Raw genomic sequence first — 14873 nt, 5'->3', positions numbered from 1 at the left:
TCACACCACCTTGATCGTCAGGTCGCCCACGCCGGCCACGTGGCACTGCATGACGTCGCCCTTGACCACCGGCCCCACGCCTTCGGGGGTGCCGCTGTAGATCAGGTCGCCCGGCTGCAGTTCGAACAGCTTCGACAGGTACGACACCATCTCCGGCACCGACCAGATCAGGTCGGAGAGGTCGCCGCGCTGCTTTTCCACCCCGTTCACTGCCAGCGTCACGGCGCCCTTTTCGGGATGGCCGATGGCGGACACCGGCACGATCGGACCAATCGGCGCCGACTTGTCGAACGCCTTGCCGGTTTCCCAGGGGCGGCCCGTCTTCTTCGATTCGTTCTGCAGGTCGCGGCGCGTCATGTCCAGGCCGATGGCATAGCCGTAGACGTGGCTGGCAGCCTGGTCGACCGGAATATCGCGGCCACCCTTGCCGATGGCCACCACCAGTTCCACTTCATAGTGGCAATTGCCGGTGCCCGGCGGATAGGGGAACGTGCCCTCGGTGTTGTCGGCCACGTAGCTGACGGCGTCGGACGGCTTGCAGAAAAAGAACGGCGGTTCGCGGTCTGGATCCGAGCCCATTTCACGTGCGTGCGCGGCATAATTGCGACCCACGCAATAGACCCGGCGCACGGGGAAGCTTGCACTGCTGCCTCGCACCGGCACCCCGACGGGGGCCTGCGGGGCGAATACGAACTCGGTCATCCAACTCTCCTGCTTTCTCTTTTTGATGGAACGCCGCGCCGGTGCATTCGGCGTGCCTCGATATCGGAAATCGGGGGCGCGGCAGGGGCAAAGCATACACCCGGCGTACGGTGGCATACAGTGAAAGCACACCCGGCGCGAATCTTGCATATTGCACTGCAACCAAGCGACCGCCATGAACCGCCGCACCCAGCCCCCATCCGCCAGCGCACCTCCCGCCGCAGCCTCGCGCCCTTTGCGCATCCTGCTGGTCCGGGACCCGCACGACGCCGATCCGCTCAACGTGGAGACCATCCGCGCCGGATTGGCGCAAGCTGGCTTCGCCGAGGTGCAGACCGTCGACGCGGACCTGAAGCTGCCCGATGTGATCACGGCGGTGCAGCCCGACCTCGTCATCATCGCTTCAGAATCCGCGGCCCGCGACACCATCGAGCATGTCTGCGTCTCGACGCAGCACGCGCCGCGGCCCATCGTCCTGTTCACCGACAATGACGACTCCCAGCGCATCAAGGCAGCGCTGTCGGCCGGGATCACCGCCTATATCGTCGACGGGCTGCGCGCCGAGCGCGTGAAAACCGTCCTGGACGTGGCCTATGCGCGGTTCGAGCTGGACCAGCAACTGCGCGCCGAACTGGACGCCACCAAGCTCAAGCTGGCCGAGCGGAAGACCGTGGAGCGTGCCAAGGGCCTGCTGATGCAGGCGCGCGGCATCAGCGAGGACGAAGCCTACAAGCGCCTGCGGTCGATGGCGATGGAACGTGGCATCAAGCTCGTGGACGCCGCCGAGCGCGTCATCGACGTCATGAGCTGACCCCCGCCTCACGCCGGACTTGTGCATGCACAAGTCTGGCGCAGCACCACCTCCGGCTTCTCCCTTCCCCCGCGCACGCTTCGAACGCCAGGCCGGCCGCCGTGTGCGCCGCATGCCTGCTTCATGCACCGTCCGCATGCGTCCGCGCATCCAGATGGGGAAAACGCGCGCGCGCCGGGAAATTTGTGCACCGCAACGAGCATGGCATGGGGCTTGCGTTATCCACGGCAAGGCCAACGACGGCCGGCATCACCCGGCATCAACCCACAACACGTGTGCACGCGAGCCAACGACGGCACGCGCGGCATCGGACAACGGCGTCCTGCACCGCACCTCCGGCTTCTGATGAAGACGGGGCTGCGGTCAGGGCGCCTTTTTTCTTCTCGGAGCCATCGCAATGCCCTCTCGCCTCAAGATTGCCAAGCCCAACGTCGCCGACAACGCCGCCGCCGACCACGCGCCCGCCAGCCACGGCCGCCGCCGCGCGCTGGCCACCATTGCCGGCGCCAGCGTGATGACGCTGGTGGACCCGCTGGTGCGCAGCGGTGCCTGGGCCGCCGGCTCCGACGCCCCCGAAAAGACCGAGGTCAAGATCGGCTTCATTCCGCTGACCGACTGCGCGTCGGTCGTCATGGCATCGACGCTGGGCCTGGACAAGAAGTACGGCATCAAGATCACGCCGAGCAAGGAAGCGTCGTGGGCCGCCGTGCGCGACAAACTCGTCAATGGCGAACTCGATGCCGCGCACGTGCTCTACGGCCTGGTCTATGGCGTGCAGCTCGGCATCGGCGGGCCGAAGAAGGACATGGCCGTGCTGATGAATCTGAACCACAACGGCCAGGCCATCACGCTGTCGCAGAAGCTGGCGGAAAAGGGCGTCAAGGACGGCGCCAGCCTGAAGGCGCTGATGACGCGGGAAAAGCGCGAGTACGTGTTCGCCCAGACCTTCCCCACCGGCACGCACGCGATGTGGCTCTACTACTGGCTGGCCGCCAACGGCATCAATCCGATGCAGGACGCCAAGGCGATCACCGTGCCGCCACCGCAGATGGTGGCCAACATGCGCGTGGGCAACATGGACGGCTTCTGCGTCGGCGAACCGTGGGGCGCGCGTGCCATCGCCGACAAGATCGGCTTCACGGCCGAAACCACTCAAGCCATCTGGAAGGATCACCCCGAGAAGGTACTCGGCACGACGTCCGAGTTCGTCCAGAAGAATCCGAACACGGCGCGCGCGATGGTGGCGGCCATCCTGGAAGCGTCGAAGTTCATCGACGCATCGGCGTCGAACCGCCGCAAGACCGCCGAGACCATCGCGGCCAAGTCCTACGTCAACACCGACATGGACATCATCCTGGATCGCATGCTGGGCCGCTATACCAACGGCCTGGGCAAGACCTGGGACGACCCCGATTCGATGAAGTTCTACCAGGACGGCCTGGCCAACTACCCGTTCCTGTCGGACGGCATGTGGTTCCTGACGCAGCAGAAGCGCTGGGGCCTGCTGAAGGACCATCCCGACTACCTGGCCGTGGCCAAGCAGGTGAACCGCATCGACGTGTTCAAGCAGGCGGCCGCCGCCGCGCAGGTGCCGCTGCCCAAGAGCGACTTCCGTACCGCGAAGCTGATCGATGGCGTGACCTGGGATGCCACCAAGGACCCGAAGGCCTACGCCGACGGCTTCAAGATCAAGGCGAACGCCCTCTGACCCCATAGCCCGTCTCATCGCTCTTCCGAAAGGAGCTTGCCGTGAATGCCATCGCCCCAACTTCTCCGAAAGGTGCTGCCGTGGATGCAGATGCCATCGATTCCGAAGCCAAGGAACATACGCGCCGCCGCGCGCGGGAGATTGCCGCCCAGGCACAGCAGGCGGCACGGCGTGAGGCCATTGCCGCCATCGTTCACAAATGCGTGCCGCCACTGGCCGGCTTCGTGCTGTTCCTGCTGGTCTGGCACGGCATCGCCACGCTGATTCCCGCGCTGCCCACGCCAGGTGTCACATGGAATGCCGCCGTGCCGCTGTTTTCCGATCCGTTCTATCGCAATGGTCCGAACGATCAGGGTATCGGCTGGAACGTGCTGGCATCGCTGGCGCGCGTGGCGGCCGGCTTCGGCCTGGCGGCGGTGATCGGCATTCCGGCGGGCTTTCTGCTCGGGCGCTTCGCGTTCCTGAACGCGATGGCCGCGCCGGTGATCAGCCTGCTGCGGCCGGTGTCGCCGCTGGCCTGGCTGCCCATCGGCCTGCTGCTGTTCAAGGCCGCCAACCCGGCTGCCATCTGGGCCATCTTCATCTGCTCGATCTGGCCGATGATCATCAACACCGCCGTGGGCGTGACACGGGTGCCGCAGGACTACCTCAACGTGGCGCGCGTGCTCGATCTGTCCGAATGGAAGATCTTCCGCAGCGTGCTGTTCCCGGCGGTGCTGCCGTACATGCTGACCGGTGTGCGGCTTTCCATCGGCACCGCGTGGCTGGTGATCGTGGCCGCCGAGATGCTGACGGGCGGCACCGGCATCGGTTTCTGGCTGTGGGACGAGTGGAACAACCTCAAGGTCGAACACATCGTCATCGCCATTTTCATCATCGGCGTGGTGGGCCTGGTGCTGGAGCACCTGCTGCTGGCCCTGGCGCGCCGCTTCAGCTACGGCAATACCTGAACGGAGTCCCAGGATGGAAAAGTTCGTCAGCATCGAAAACGTCGGCCAGACGTTCAAGACGCGCAAGGGGCCGTTCGTGGCGCTGCGCGACATCAACCTGTCGATTGCCGAAGGAGAGTTCATCACGCTGATCGGGCATTCGGGCTGCGGCAAGTCCACGCTGCTGAACCTGATCGCCGGCCTGACCATGCCCACCGCCGGCGCCCTGATCTGCGCGGGGCGCGAGATTGCCGGACCCGGGCCGGAGCGTGCCGTGGTGTTTCAAAACCACTCGCTGCTGCCCTGGCTCACGTGCTTCGAGAACGTCCACCTGGGCGTGGAGCGCGTGTTCGGTGCGGCGGAAAGCAAGGCACAGTTGAAGGCCCGCACGCATGACACCCTGGCACTGGTGGGTCTGACGCATGCCGAGTCCAAGTATCCGCACGAGATATCGGGCGGGATGAAACAGCGCGTGGGTATCGCCCGGGCGCTGGCGATGCAGCCGAAGGTGCTGCTGATGGATGAACCGTTCGGCGCGCTCGATGCACTGACTCGCGCGCACCTTCAGGACGAACTCATCAAGATCGTCGCCCGTACGAAGAGCACCGTGGTCATGGTCACGCATGACGTGGACGAAGCCGTGCTGTTGGCCGACCGCATCGTCATGATGACCAACGGCCCCGCGGCCACGATCGGCGAGATCCTGAGCGTCGGCATCGCGCGCCCGCGCGACCGCGTGGCGCTGGCGGACGACAAGACCTACCATGCGTGCCGCACCGCGGTGCTGGACTTCCTGTACCGCAAGCAGCGCAACCCGGCGCTGCAAGAGGCTGCCTGAGCCTTTCGCCGACGGAATCGTGGGGCTATCATGAACCCCAACCCCACGATTCCGGCAGTCACCATGACCACTGCAGCAGATTCGCCTTTTTCGGCGGCAAAGTACATCAAGGAAATCGGGCGCGGCGTCAACGGCGCCCGTGCGTTGCCGCGCGAGGACGCGCAGGCGTTGTTCGACGCCATGCTGGCCGGCCGCGTTTCCGATATCGAACTGGGCGCCGTGCTGATGGCGTACCGCATCAAGGGTGAAGCCCCGCACGAACTGGCGGGGATGCTCGAAGCCGCGCACCTGCATTGCCAGCCGCTGGCCGCGCCGCCCGACAAGCCCGTGGTGGTGATCCCCAGCTACAACGGCGCGCGCAAGCAACCCAACCTGGTGCCGCTGCTGGCGATGCTGCTGGCGCGCGACGGCGTGCCGACGCTGGTGCATGGCGTACGCGGATTCCAGGGCCGGGTCACCAGCATCGCCCTGTTCGAGGCGCTGGGCGTGCCGCTGTGCGATACCACGCAGGCGGCGCAGGACCAGCTGCGCGCGGCATCGAACCCGCTGGCCGTGCTGCCCGTGGACGTGCTGTCGCCCGCGCTGTCCGCGTTGCTCGAGAAGCGGTCGATCATCGGCCTGCGCAACTCCTCACACACGATCGTGAAGATGCTTCAGCCGGTGGGCGGCCATACGCCCGCCGAGGCGTTGCGCCTGTACAGCTACACGCACCCCGAATATCGGGAAACGCTGACCGATTACTTCTCGCATGAGCCGGCCAACGTGCTGCTTGGACGCGGCACGGAAGGCGAAGTCGTCGCGGACGCGCGCCGCAGCACGCGCATCGACTGGCTGCACGACGGCCACCAGCGCACGATGGTGGACCCGGTGGGCGGATCGATCGCCGAGGTTCCGGCGTTGCCTGCCGGCACCGATGTGGCCGAGACGGCGGCCTGGATCCGGAAGGTGCTCGATGGCACGGAAGCCGTACCCGCGCCCATCGCGACCCAGATCGCCACGATCAAGGAGTGTCTGCAACAAGCCACTCGCGTGGCCTGGGCCAGCCCGCTCTGAGCTGCGGCTTAACGCCGCACCGGCAGCGGACTCCGCTCGGTTTCGCCGGGCACGTGAGGGAATTTGTCGTCCTGCCAGCGCTGGCTGGCTTCCTCGATGGCCTCCTTGCTGCTGGCCACGAAGTTCCAGAAGATGAACCGGCGTCCGTCAGTAGGGTCGCCGCCGAGCAGCATCACGCGCGACGGCATCGTCGCCGTGATGGTGACCGGCTCGCCGGGCGTCAGCACCACCAGATGCTCGGCCGGCAGCGTTTCCCCATCCATTTCCAGATTGCCGTCCACCGGGTAGATGCCGCGCTGAACATGATCGGCCGGAATCACGAGGCTGCTGCCGGCGTCCATCTCGATGGCGACGTAGAGCGTCCGGCTATACACACGAACCGGGGACTCGGCGCCAAAGGCGTCGCCGGCAATCACCGTCATCCGCACGCCCGGCAGCTCCAGCTTGGGCAGCGTGGCGCCCGGGTGATGGTGGAAGGATGGCGGATCGTTCTCATGCGCCTTGGGCAGCGCCACCCAGGTCTGGATGCCGTGAACACGGGGCCCTGCCTCGCGCAGATCGTCGGGCGTGCGCTCGGAGTGGACGATGCCGGTGCCAGCCGTCATCCAGTTCACATCGCCGGGCCGGATGACCTGTTCGCTCCCGAGGCTGTCCCGATGCATGATCGCGCCTTCGAAGAGATAGGTCACGGTAGCCAGGCCGATATGCGGATGCGGGCGCACATCCATGCCTTGTCCCGGCGCCATTACCACCGGACCCATATGGTCGAAAAAGATGAACGGGCCGACGGTCTGGGTCGTGGCGGCCGGCAGCAGGCGGCGTACGGTGAACTCGCCGAGGTCCCGCACATGGGGCTTCAGCAAGTGTTCGATAGCAGACATGGAAACGTCTCCGAGGAATGGTGCAATGCGGCTGGAAAACAACTTCAGTGTAGCGAATCCCGCAATTCACCATCCCGAAATTACAGTGAATTGGTCGGAAACCGATTGACCATCCTTCTCTCTAATCTTCTTGCCAGATGGGCGACTGCCCGCAAGGCCTTGCCGGTGCTGGATTCGGCCGGCCAGAGATCCGAATCGATGGCTATTACAAAAGAGGATGCAATCGGGCTGAACTATCAACCCCATAAGTTCTCTAACTTAGCACTCGTCCGGTTCGAGTGCTAATATGCGTTGCAATGCGGTGTCCTTCCGGGACACACCGGCAACCCACCGCCGGATGCGAAAGGAGTCATAGTGAACGCAGTTCTGTCTGCCGATCAAACCCAAGTTTCTCGCCGTCTGCCAACGGCGCCCCAGAACGCTACCGCGAACAGCCTGGCGCTGACTTTCCCGGGCACGCTGGGCAATCTGGAAAGCTACATCCAGGCGGTGCATCGTGTCCCGATGCTCACCCCCGAGGAAGAGCTGAGTCTCGCACGCGATTTGCGCGATCACGAATCCGTCGATGCCGCGCGTCGCCTGGTGATGTCTCACCTGCGTCTCGTGGTGTCGATCGCCCGCCAGTATCTGGGCTACGGCCTGCCGCACGCCGACCTGATCCAGGAGGGCAATATCGGCCTGATGAAGGCCGTGAAGCGCTTCGACCCGGAACAAGGCGTGCGCCTGGTGTCGTACGCGATGCACTGGATCAAAGCCGAGATCCACGAATATGTGCTGAAGAACTGGCGCATGGTCAAGGTCGCCACGACCAAGGCGCAGCGCAAGCTGTTCTTCAACCTGCGCAGCCACAAGCAGGGTCTGCATACCTTCACCCCCGAGCAGGTGGAAGCCGTTGCGCGCGAGCTCAACGTGAAGCCCGAAGAGGTGATGGAGATGGAAACCCGCATGGCGGGCGGTGACATGGCGCTGGAAGGCCAGGTCGACGACGGCGAAGAGGAATTCGCCCCCATCGCCTACCTGGCGGACAACCATAACGAGCCGACCAAGGTGATCGAAGCCAAGCGCCACGACCGCCTGCAGGTCGAGGGCCTGGAAGAAGCGCTGGGCAAGCTCGATCCGCGCAGCCGCCGCATCATCGAGGCGCGCTGGCTGGACGTCAACGACGACGGTTCGGGCGGGTCCACGCTGCACGAGCTGGCTGACGAATTCGGCGTGTCCGCCGAGCGGATCCGGCAGATCGAGGCCGCGGCCATGAAGAAGATGAAGGGTGCGCTGGCGGCATTCGCCTGATCCACACCCCGCCAAAGCAAAAGGCCGGTCGATTGACCGGCCTTTTTGTTTCCTGCGCGCCCCGCGTCAGGACATCAGCGCCTTCAGGTCGTGAGCGATCGGCTCCGGACCCTGGCCGTGACGGATGAACAGGCGCAGCTGGCCGCTCTGGTCAAATACGTAGCTGCCTGCCGAGTGATCCATCGTGTAGTTGTTCGGCGACGAACCGGGGACCTTGGCGTAGTACACCTTGAAGTCCTTGGTGACCTTCTTGAGTGCCGCCTCGTCAGCCGGGCGCAGGCCCAGGAAGCGGGCATCGAAGGCCGGCACATATTGCGCCATCAGCGCCGCCGTGTCGCGGTCCGGGTCCACGGTGACAAACAGGACCTGCACCTTGTCGGCATCCGGCCCCATCTGGTCCATCACCTGCTTGAGCTCGACCATCGTGGTTGGGCAGACGTCCGGGCAATGGGTGTAGCCGAAGAACATCAGGACCACCTTGCCTTTGAAGTCACCCAGCGTGCGGGTTTTGCCCGTGGGGTCCTGAAGGGCGAAGTCCTTGCCGAAATCACTGGCGCCCGAAATATCGACGTTCTTGAACGAAGGCTTCGGCTGACCGCAGGCGGCCAGGAGCGTGACACAGAGAACCAGCAGGCAGAAGCGGCGGAACGTGGCTAGAAAGCCTTGGGCGGAATTCGGCATGCGTCGAAACGAAGGGAACGGGGTACGCCCGAAAGTATCGCCGATCACATCGACGATGGCTCGCGGGCGCGGCAAGATGCCGCAGGCAGGTGCATCAGACCTGCGGCACGAACTTGAAGTAGTGATCCACCAGCAGCGCCGCGAACAGCAGCGACAGATACAGGATCGAATAGCGGAAGGTGCGCTGGGCCAGTTGGTCCGAGTAATTGCGGAACAGCTTCCAGGCGTAACCCAGGAACACCAGGCCCAGGCCAAGCGCCGCGGCCAGATAGATGTAGCCGCTCATGCCATAGACGAACGGCAGCAGCGTCGCCGCGATCATCACCAGCGTGTACAGCAGGATGTGCAGCAGCGTGTAGCGCTCGCCGTGCGTGATCGGCAGCATCGGCAGGCCGGACTTGGCGTAGTCGGCGCGGCGATAGAGCGCCAGGGCCCAGAAGTGCGGCGGCGTCCACGTGAAGATGATCAGCACCAGGAACCAGGCCTCGGCCGGCACCGTGCCGGCCACGGCCGCCCAGCCCAGCGCGGGAGGCATGGCGCCGGACAGGCCGCCGATCACGATGTTCTGCGGCGTGGCCGGCTTCAGCAGGATCGTGTAGACCACCGCGTAGCCCAGGAACGTCGCAAACGTCAGCCACATCGTCAGGTCATTGGCGAACACGTGCAGCAGCCACATGCCGCTGCCGCCCAGGATGGCCGAGAAGATCAGCGTCTGCGTGGTGGTGATCTCGCCCGTGGCCGATGGGCGCCAGGCCGTGCGACGCATCAGCGCATCGATCTTTTGTTCCACCAGGCAATTGATGGCAAAGGCCGCGCCGGCCAGCAGCCAGATACCGGCGGCGCCGCCGATCAGGACCGACCAGGGCACCATGCCCGGCGTGGCCAGGAACATGCCGATGACGGAGCAGAACACCGCCAGCTGCGTCACGCGCGGCTTGGTCAGTGCGGCATATTGTCGGGCCAGATGACGTAATCGGCCCACGGAGGAATGGGGGTGAGTAGCGGTAACCACGGGGGGCATCTTGTCCTTCATGTGGCGCGCGCCGCAATCGCGGGTTGGGCGGCGGCGCCGGCGGAGCGGGTCGCGAGGCCAATATTGTAGTTGAGACGGAGCAACAGCATCAGCAACAGGGCTGCTCCGCCGTTATGTGCTACCGCCGCCACCAGCGGCCAGTCGAACACGATGTTGGACATGCCCGTGGCGAGTTGTAGCGCCAGCACGGCCAGCAGCCACTTGCCGTGACGCGACAACCCTTCCAGCTTGCGGGCGCGCAGGCCGAACCAGAGCAGGTAGCCAAGCACCACGAAAGCGAACCCGCGGTGCACCCAGTGGATGGCCACCAGCGCGGCATGCGGAATGTAGTCGCCATCGGCCGTCATACCAAGCTGGCGCCACAGCGTGAAACCGTGGCGGAAGTCCATCTCGGGCACCACCTGGCCATTGCACAGCGGGAAATCGGTACAGGCCAGCACCGCATAGTTGGTGCTCACCCAGCCGCCAAGGAATATCTGGATCACCAGCAGCGCGATGCCAATCAGGCCCGCCCAGCGCAGCGACGCCGCCTGGGGCGCCACGGCGTGCGGCATGTCGTTGCGCGAGCCAAGCCAGATCAGCGAAGCCAGCAACAGCATGGCCAGCAGCAGGTGCGTGACTACGATGATCGGCTGCAGCTTCATCGTCACCGTGAGCATGCCGAACGCGCCTTGCACGCACACCAGCACGAACACGCCCGTGGCAAACCACGGCGACTGCTTCAGTTCCCGCCGCTTGACCCAGGCCAGCACCATCAGCGAAATGATCAGCACGCCCACCGCCATCGCAAAATAGCGATGGATCATCTCGATCCACGCCTTGACCAGTGTCACCGGGCCACTCGGCAGCGCGGTTTCGGCGGCGCGGATCGGCTCCAGGGCGGCGTGCGGGTTCGAATGGCCATAGCAGCCGGGCCAGTCCGGGCAGCCCAGGCCGGAATCGGTCAGGCGCGTGAAACTGCCGAACATGATCAGGTCGAGCGTCAGGAACGCCGTAATCCACACGAGCTTGCGGTATTTGTCACGGCTGCCGCGCACCATCACATAGGACAGTGGCAGCAGGGCGATCAGGATGCCGATGATGGCGAGCTGGAGCAGCATTTCGGTACAGCCAGGAATTCAAAAGGTTTCAATCGGTCGGCGGGTCAGCTTCAGCTTCAGCCGATGCGCGAATACTTGAGCAGCTTCTTGAGATCGCTGCTCACCTTCTTCGGGTCGGGGTCTTTCGGCCAGCGCATCATCAGGTTGCCGAGTGGATCGACCAGAAAGATCGTGTCCTCGACGCGCGCGTCCTGCCCGGCCGGCAGCCATTCCGCGATGGCCGCGCGATCCATGCGCAGGAAGCGCACACCAGCATAGGGTTCGTTGTAGGCGTCAACGAGCCGGTCGTCCACCTTGCCTGTGTCCTGGATCAGCCAGACCGGCACGATCCGTTCGCGGCCCTCGCCCTGGCCCGCGCGAATCTGCCGCATCGTGAACAGCTTCCGCGCGCAGGCTTCGTCGCAGGCGGAAGGATCGGTCATCAGCATCAGCCATTTGCCGCGCATGGCCGTCAGCGGCACCGCCTCGCCGCGCTCGTCCACCAGTTGCACCGCAGGCATCGGGCGCTGTGGGTCCACCAGCGCGCCGTAGTTCGTCGAACCGCCGGTGGGCTTGATCACGTAGTACGTGAAATAGGAAAACAGCACCGGCGACGCGCACACCAGCAGCAGCATCAACATCTGCAGGCGGCCGCGGCGCGTGCGCGCGTCGATGCGGGGGTCGGGCGTGGCCGAAGGGTCTTGCTGCGGCATGGAAGGAGTCTGTGCGTTCATCGTTCGATTATTCGGTTGCCACTGCCTGAAACCACATCAGGCGGCTTCGCGCCGGGCGCGGCGCCATCCCAGCACCACCACCAGGACAGCCGCCAGCGCGGCCAGGCCGAACCACTGCGCGGCATAGCCAAAGTGGCGGTCGGCGCCAAGATCGGCGGGCGCCCAGTCACGCGCCAAGCCATCGCCATTGTCGGTCGACTGCTCCACCACTAGCGGCAACAGTGGCGTACCAATCTCACCGGCAAACGCGGCAAGGTCGATATTCTGACGTATCTTGCGGCCGGCCTCGGCCGAAGGGTCCTGGCCCAGGCTGTACACGCGCGGCACCGTGGGCAATGCGATGCCTTCGACGGAGACGGTGCCGGATGGCGTCGCAAACGGCGCAATGCGCGTGCGATCCTGCGCGTCGCGCGGCAGCCAGCCGCGCAGCACCAGCACCTGCCCGCCATCGTCCAGCCGCAGCGGCGTCAGCACCAGAAAACCCGCGCGATTATCGGTGCCGTTGCCATGTGGCCGGTTGTCGAGCAGAACGGTCCGTGCCGCGTCGAAGCTGCCATGCGCGCGCACTCGCCGATCCACCACCGTGGCCGCATTTGCCTGCCCCGCGTGCAGATCGACCGGTGCCTGCTCCGCCAGCGCCGCCAACCGTGCGGCGCGATCCGTCTTCTCGTGCCCGCGCCGCAACTGCCAGTTGCCCAGTGCGCAGGTCACCGCGATCACCACCAGCGCGGCGATCATCGGCACCGGCCCCGGCGCGCGCCAGCGCCTGCGGGTCGTCACGGGTGTTCTCCCGCGATCACGGTGCGATAATGGGCGCTTGCCGAAAAGAGTCCCCACATGCGCTTTGTCATCATCGTCGCCTTCATCCTGATCATCGGCAGCCTGGCCTCCGCGCTGTTTTTCATGATGCGCGACCGGGGCCGCACGCCCAACATGATGCGCTCACTGATGCTGCGCGTCGGCTTCTCGGTGGCGCTGTTCCTGTTCATCCTGTTCTCGCACTGGATGGGCTGGATCCAGAGCACCGGCATCCAGATGTCGCCCTGACCGCGACGCCGGTCCGCAAAACAAAAGCGCCGCTGAGGATTGCTCCCGCGGCGCTTCTTGTTTGTACCGCAACGCCGCCGGTGGGCGGCGGCCAGCGCATTACAACCAGTACACGACCACGTACAGACCGAGCCAGACCACGTCCACGAAGTGCCAGTACCAGGCCGCGCCTTCGAACGCGAAGTGGTGCTCCGGCGTGAAATGGCCCTTCAGCACGCGGCCCAGCACCACGGCCAGCATGATCGCCCCCATCGTCACGTGGAAACCGTGGAAGCCCGTGAGCAGGAAGAACGTCGAACCATAGACACCCGACGTGAGCTTCAGGTTCAGCTCATGGTAAGCGTGGATGTATTCGTAGGCCTGCAGGCACATGAAGATCGCACCCAGCAGAATCGTCAGCGCCATGCCCTGAATCACCTGGTTGCGCTTGCCGGCCAGCAGCGCGTGGTGCGCCCAGGTCAGCGTCACGCCCGAGGTCAGCAGCAGCGCGGTGTTGATGGTCGGGATCGGCCACGGACCCATGACCTGGAAGCTCTCCACCGTACCCGCCGGGCCCATGTTCGGCCACACCGCCGCGAAATCCGGCCAGATGATCTTGTTGTTCAGGTCGCCCAGCCACGGCATGGCGATCGTGCGCGCATAGAACAGTGCGCCGAAGAATGCCGCGAAGAACATCACCTCGGAGAAGATGAACCAGCCCATCGACCAGCGGAACGACACGTCGATGTTCTTGCCGTAGAGACCGCCCTCCGATTCGCCGATCGCGTCGCCGAACCAGCTCTTGAGCACGAACAGGAACCAGATCAGGCCGAAGCCGCACAGGTACGGCGCCCACGGTTGCCCGTTGACCCAACCGGCGGCTCCCGCGCCGGTCATCAGCAGGCCGAACGCCGCCGTGATCGGATGGCGCGACGGGCCCGGCACGAAGTAGTACGGGGCGTTTGCGCGATTCGCACTCATTCTTCTATCTCCAGCTCAAAGTCTCGATTCATGTTTTTCGCCATCCGGCCCCCACTGCTGGCCGGCGGCGTGCTCGCTTTGTATCTGCTGCCCTGCTATGCCTGGCTGACCACGACGCGCACGATGGCGATCAGCACCGCCACGAACACTGCCGCCGCAATCAGCCCGGCGATGATCACATGCACCGGGTTCAGCCGCGCCATGTCGGACTCATGCTCCGACCCCTTGCGCAGCCCGATGAACGACCACAACACCGCGCGCACCGTCTGTATGAATGACGCCTTGCGATGAACCGGATCGTCGGTCGCCATGTCCAGCCTCCTCAGCTGCCCTGCCGCATTGCCGCCGCGCCGGCCTCCGGCGCTTGCGCCACCGGCGTGCCGATCTCGAAGAACGTGTACGACAGCGTGATGTTCTTCACATCCTTCGGCAGCTTCGGATCGATCACGAAGACCACCGGCATCTCGCGCGCCTCGTTCGCCTTGAGCGTCTGCTGCTTGAAGCAGAAACACTCGACCTTCTTGAAATACTCCGTGGCCTGCTTCGGCGCGTAGCTCGGAATCGCCTGCGCCGAGATATCGCGCGACTGGCCGTTGGCCACCTCATACACGATCGTCGTCAGCTCGCCCGGATGCACTTCCATCGAATGCTTGACCGGACGGAACGCAAACGGGCCGCGCGCATTCGAATCGAACTCCACGGTGATCGTGCGGCTGCGGTCGATCTGCGTGTTCTTTACCGCCGCACCCGCGCCATACAGGTCGCGCGTGGTCACCACGTTCAGTCCGGTGACTTCGCAGATCGCCTTGTACAGCGGCACCAGCGCGTAGCCAAAGGCAAACATCAGCGTGACCACCACCAGCAGGCGCATCAGCATGCCGCGGTTGAAACGCTTTTCGAGGGCCTTGTCCTGCGCGTCCACGACTCTGTCTCCGGCTCTTTGCTTTTTACTTTCTATTTTCGGATCAGCCGCCAAGAAACTTCATCTTGGCCACGAATCCCAGGAAAAAAACCACCACGATCGAAAGCAGGATCCAGCCCAGGCGCCGGTTGGCGGCTTTCTGGCTGGCTTCACGTTCCAGTTGCGACGGGCTTTTTGCTGAGGGCTGCATGTTTGGAATCTCGCT

18 protein-coding genes are annotated in these 14873 nt (G+C 64.8%); 7 read left to right on the top strand and 11 right to left on the bottom strand.

Features of this window, described 5'->3' with window-relative positions:
• Nucleotides 1-702, bottom strand: a complete 702-nt coding sequence (locus AC3FLX_RS11920) for a fumarylacetoacetate hydrolase family protein (protein WP_488696705.1) — start codon at nucleotides 700-702, stop codon at nucleotides 1-3.
• A gap of 175 nt (nucleotides 703-877) precedes the next feature.
• Here AC3FLX_RS11920 and AC3FLX_RS11915 point away from each other — a divergent pair, with 175 nt between their 5' ends.
• From AC3FLX_RS11915 to ybiB, 5 genes are all read left to right on the top strand, one after another.
• Entirely contained in the window at nucleotides 878-1513 is a 636-nt protein-coding gene (locus tag AC3FLX_RS11915; RefSeq protein WP_488696704.1) for an ANTAR domain-containing response regulator, read from the top strand.
• Nucleotides 1514-1910: 397 nt separating this feature from the next.
• Nucleotides 1911-3221: a CmpA/NrtA family ABC transporter substrate-binding protein gene (locus AC3FLX_RS11910; protein ID WP_488696703.1), complete on the top strand. Its 1311-nt coding sequence runs from the start codon at nucleotides 1911-1913 to the stop codon at nucleotides 3219-3221.
• Between the two features lie 41 nt (nucleotides 3222-3262).
• Nucleotides 3263-4171: a nitrate ABC transporter permease gene (gene ntrB / locus AC3FLX_RS11905; RefSeq protein WP_488696701.1), complete on the top strand. Its 909-nt coding sequence runs from the start codon at nucleotides 3263-3265 to the stop codon at nucleotides 4169-4171.
• A gap of 13 nt (nucleotides 4172-4184) precedes the next feature.
• Nucleotides 4185-4988, top strand: coding sequence for an ABC transporter ATP-binding protein (locus tag AC3FLX_RS11900; RefSeq protein WP_488696699.1), 804 nt, complete (start codon nucleotides 4185-4187; stop codon nucleotides 4986-4988).
• Nucleotides 4989-5051: 63 nt separating this feature from the next.
• Nucleotides 5052-6041 (top strand): DNA-binding protein YbiB, encoded by a 990-nt coding sequence (gene ybiB, locus AC3FLX_RS11895; protein WP_488696697.1) that lies wholly within the window; start codon nucleotides 5052-5054, stop codon nucleotides 6039-6041.
• A gap of 8 nt (nucleotides 6042-6049) precedes the next feature.
• Here the strand turns inward: ybiB and AC3FLX_RS11890 are convergent, their stop codons facing one another.
• Complete coding sequence (locus tag AC3FLX_RS11890; RefSeq protein ID WP_488696696.1) at nucleotides 6050-6922, bottom strand: pirin family protein; 873 nt, start codon at nucleotides 6920-6922, stop codon at nucleotides 6050-6052.
• Between the two features lie 354 nt (nucleotides 6923-7276).
• Between AC3FLX_RS11890 and rpoH the strand changes: the two genes are divergently transcribed.
• Nucleotides 7277-8212, top strand: a complete 936-nt coding sequence (rpoH, locus tag AC3FLX_RS11885; protein ID WP_488696694.1) for an RNA polymerase sigma factor RpoH — start codon at nucleotides 7277-7279, stop codon at nucleotides 8210-8212.
• 66 nt (nucleotides 8213-8278) lie between these two features.
• On the opposite strand, the gene AC3FLX_RS11880 is transcribed toward rpoH, so the two are convergent.
• From AC3FLX_RS11880 to AC3FLX_RS11860, 5 genes are all read right to left on the bottom strand, one after another.
• Nucleotides 8279-8893: an SCO family protein gene (locus tag AC3FLX_RS11880; protein WP_488696692.1), complete on the bottom strand. Its 615-nt coding sequence runs from the start codon at nucleotides 8891-8893 to the stop codon at nucleotides 8279-8281.
• A gap of 94 nt (nucleotides 8894-8987) precedes the next feature.
• Nucleotides 8988-9914: a heme o synthase gene (gene cyoE, locus AC3FLX_RS11875; RefSeq protein WP_488696782.1), complete on the bottom strand. Its 927-nt coding sequence runs from the start codon at nucleotides 9912-9914 to the stop codon at nucleotides 8988-8990.
• 8 nt (nucleotides 9915-9922) lie between these two features.
• Complete coding sequence (locus AC3FLX_RS11870; RefSeq protein WP_488696691.1) at nucleotides 9923-11026, bottom strand: COX15/CtaA family protein; 1104 nt, start codon at nucleotides 11024-11026, stop codon at nucleotides 9923-9925.
• Between the two features lie 56 nt (nucleotides 11027-11082).
• Nucleotides 11083-11739, bottom strand: a complete 657-nt coding sequence (locus AC3FLX_RS11865; RefSeq protein WP_488696690.1) for an SCO family protein — start codon at nucleotides 11737-11739, stop codon at nucleotides 11083-11085.
• A gap of 36 nt (nucleotides 11740-11775) precedes the next feature.
• A complete protein-coding gene (locus tag AC3FLX_RS11860; protein WP_488696780.1) occupies nucleotides 11776-12477 on the bottom strand; it encodes an SURF1 family protein in 702 nt (233 codons plus the stop codon).
• 99 nt (nucleotides 12478-12576) lie between these two features.
• Between AC3FLX_RS11860 and AC3FLX_RS11855 the strand changes: the two genes are divergently transcribed.
• On the top strand, nucleotides 12577-12786 hold the full coding sequence (locus AC3FLX_RS11855; RefSeq protein WP_124682561.1) for a twin transmembrane helix small protein: 210 nt from the start codon (nucleotides 12577-12579) through the stop codon (nucleotides 12784-12786).
• 99 nt (nucleotides 12787-12885) lie between these two features.
• Here the strand turns inward: AC3FLX_RS11855 and AC3FLX_RS11850 are convergent, their stop codons facing one another.
• The 4 genes from AC3FLX_RS11850 to AC3FLX_RS11835 form a co-directional block, all read right to left on the bottom strand.
• The gene (locus AC3FLX_RS11850) at nucleotides 12886-13746 is read right to left on the bottom strand and encodes a cytochrome c oxidase subunit 3 (protein WP_488696688.1); all 861 of its coding nucleotides are present in this window, start codon (nucleotides 13744-13746) and stop codon (nucleotides 12886-12888) included.
• A gap of 95 nt (nucleotides 13747-13841) precedes the next feature.
• Nucleotides 13842-14057, bottom strand: a complete 216-nt coding sequence (locus AC3FLX_RS11845) for a DUF2970 domain-containing protein (RefSeq protein WP_488696687.1) — start codon at nucleotides 14055-14057, stop codon at nucleotides 13842-13844.
• 11 nt (nucleotides 14058-14068) lie between these two features.
• On the bottom strand, nucleotides 14069-14668 hold the full coding sequence (locus AC3FLX_RS11840; RefSeq protein WP_488696686.1) for a cytochrome c oxidase assembly protein: 600 nt from the start codon (nucleotides 14666-14668) through the stop codon (nucleotides 14069-14071).
• A gap of 43 nt (nucleotides 14669-14711) precedes the next feature.
• Nucleotides 14712-14858 carry a cytochrome oxidase small assembly protein gene (locus tag AC3FLX_RS11835; RefSeq protein ID WP_488696685.1) on the bottom strand — a complete coding sequence of 49 codons (147 nt, stop codon included), beginning with the start codon at nucleotides 14856-14858 and terminating at the stop codon, nucleotides 14712-14714.
• Nucleotides 14859-14873: the final 15 nt, after the last annotated feature.

Source organism: Cupriavidus sp. 291-E7 (genome assembly GCF_057798835.1).
The sequence above is the reverse complement of the archived record's forward strand: the minus strand, read 5'-3'. Positions and strand labels throughout refer to the sequence as shown.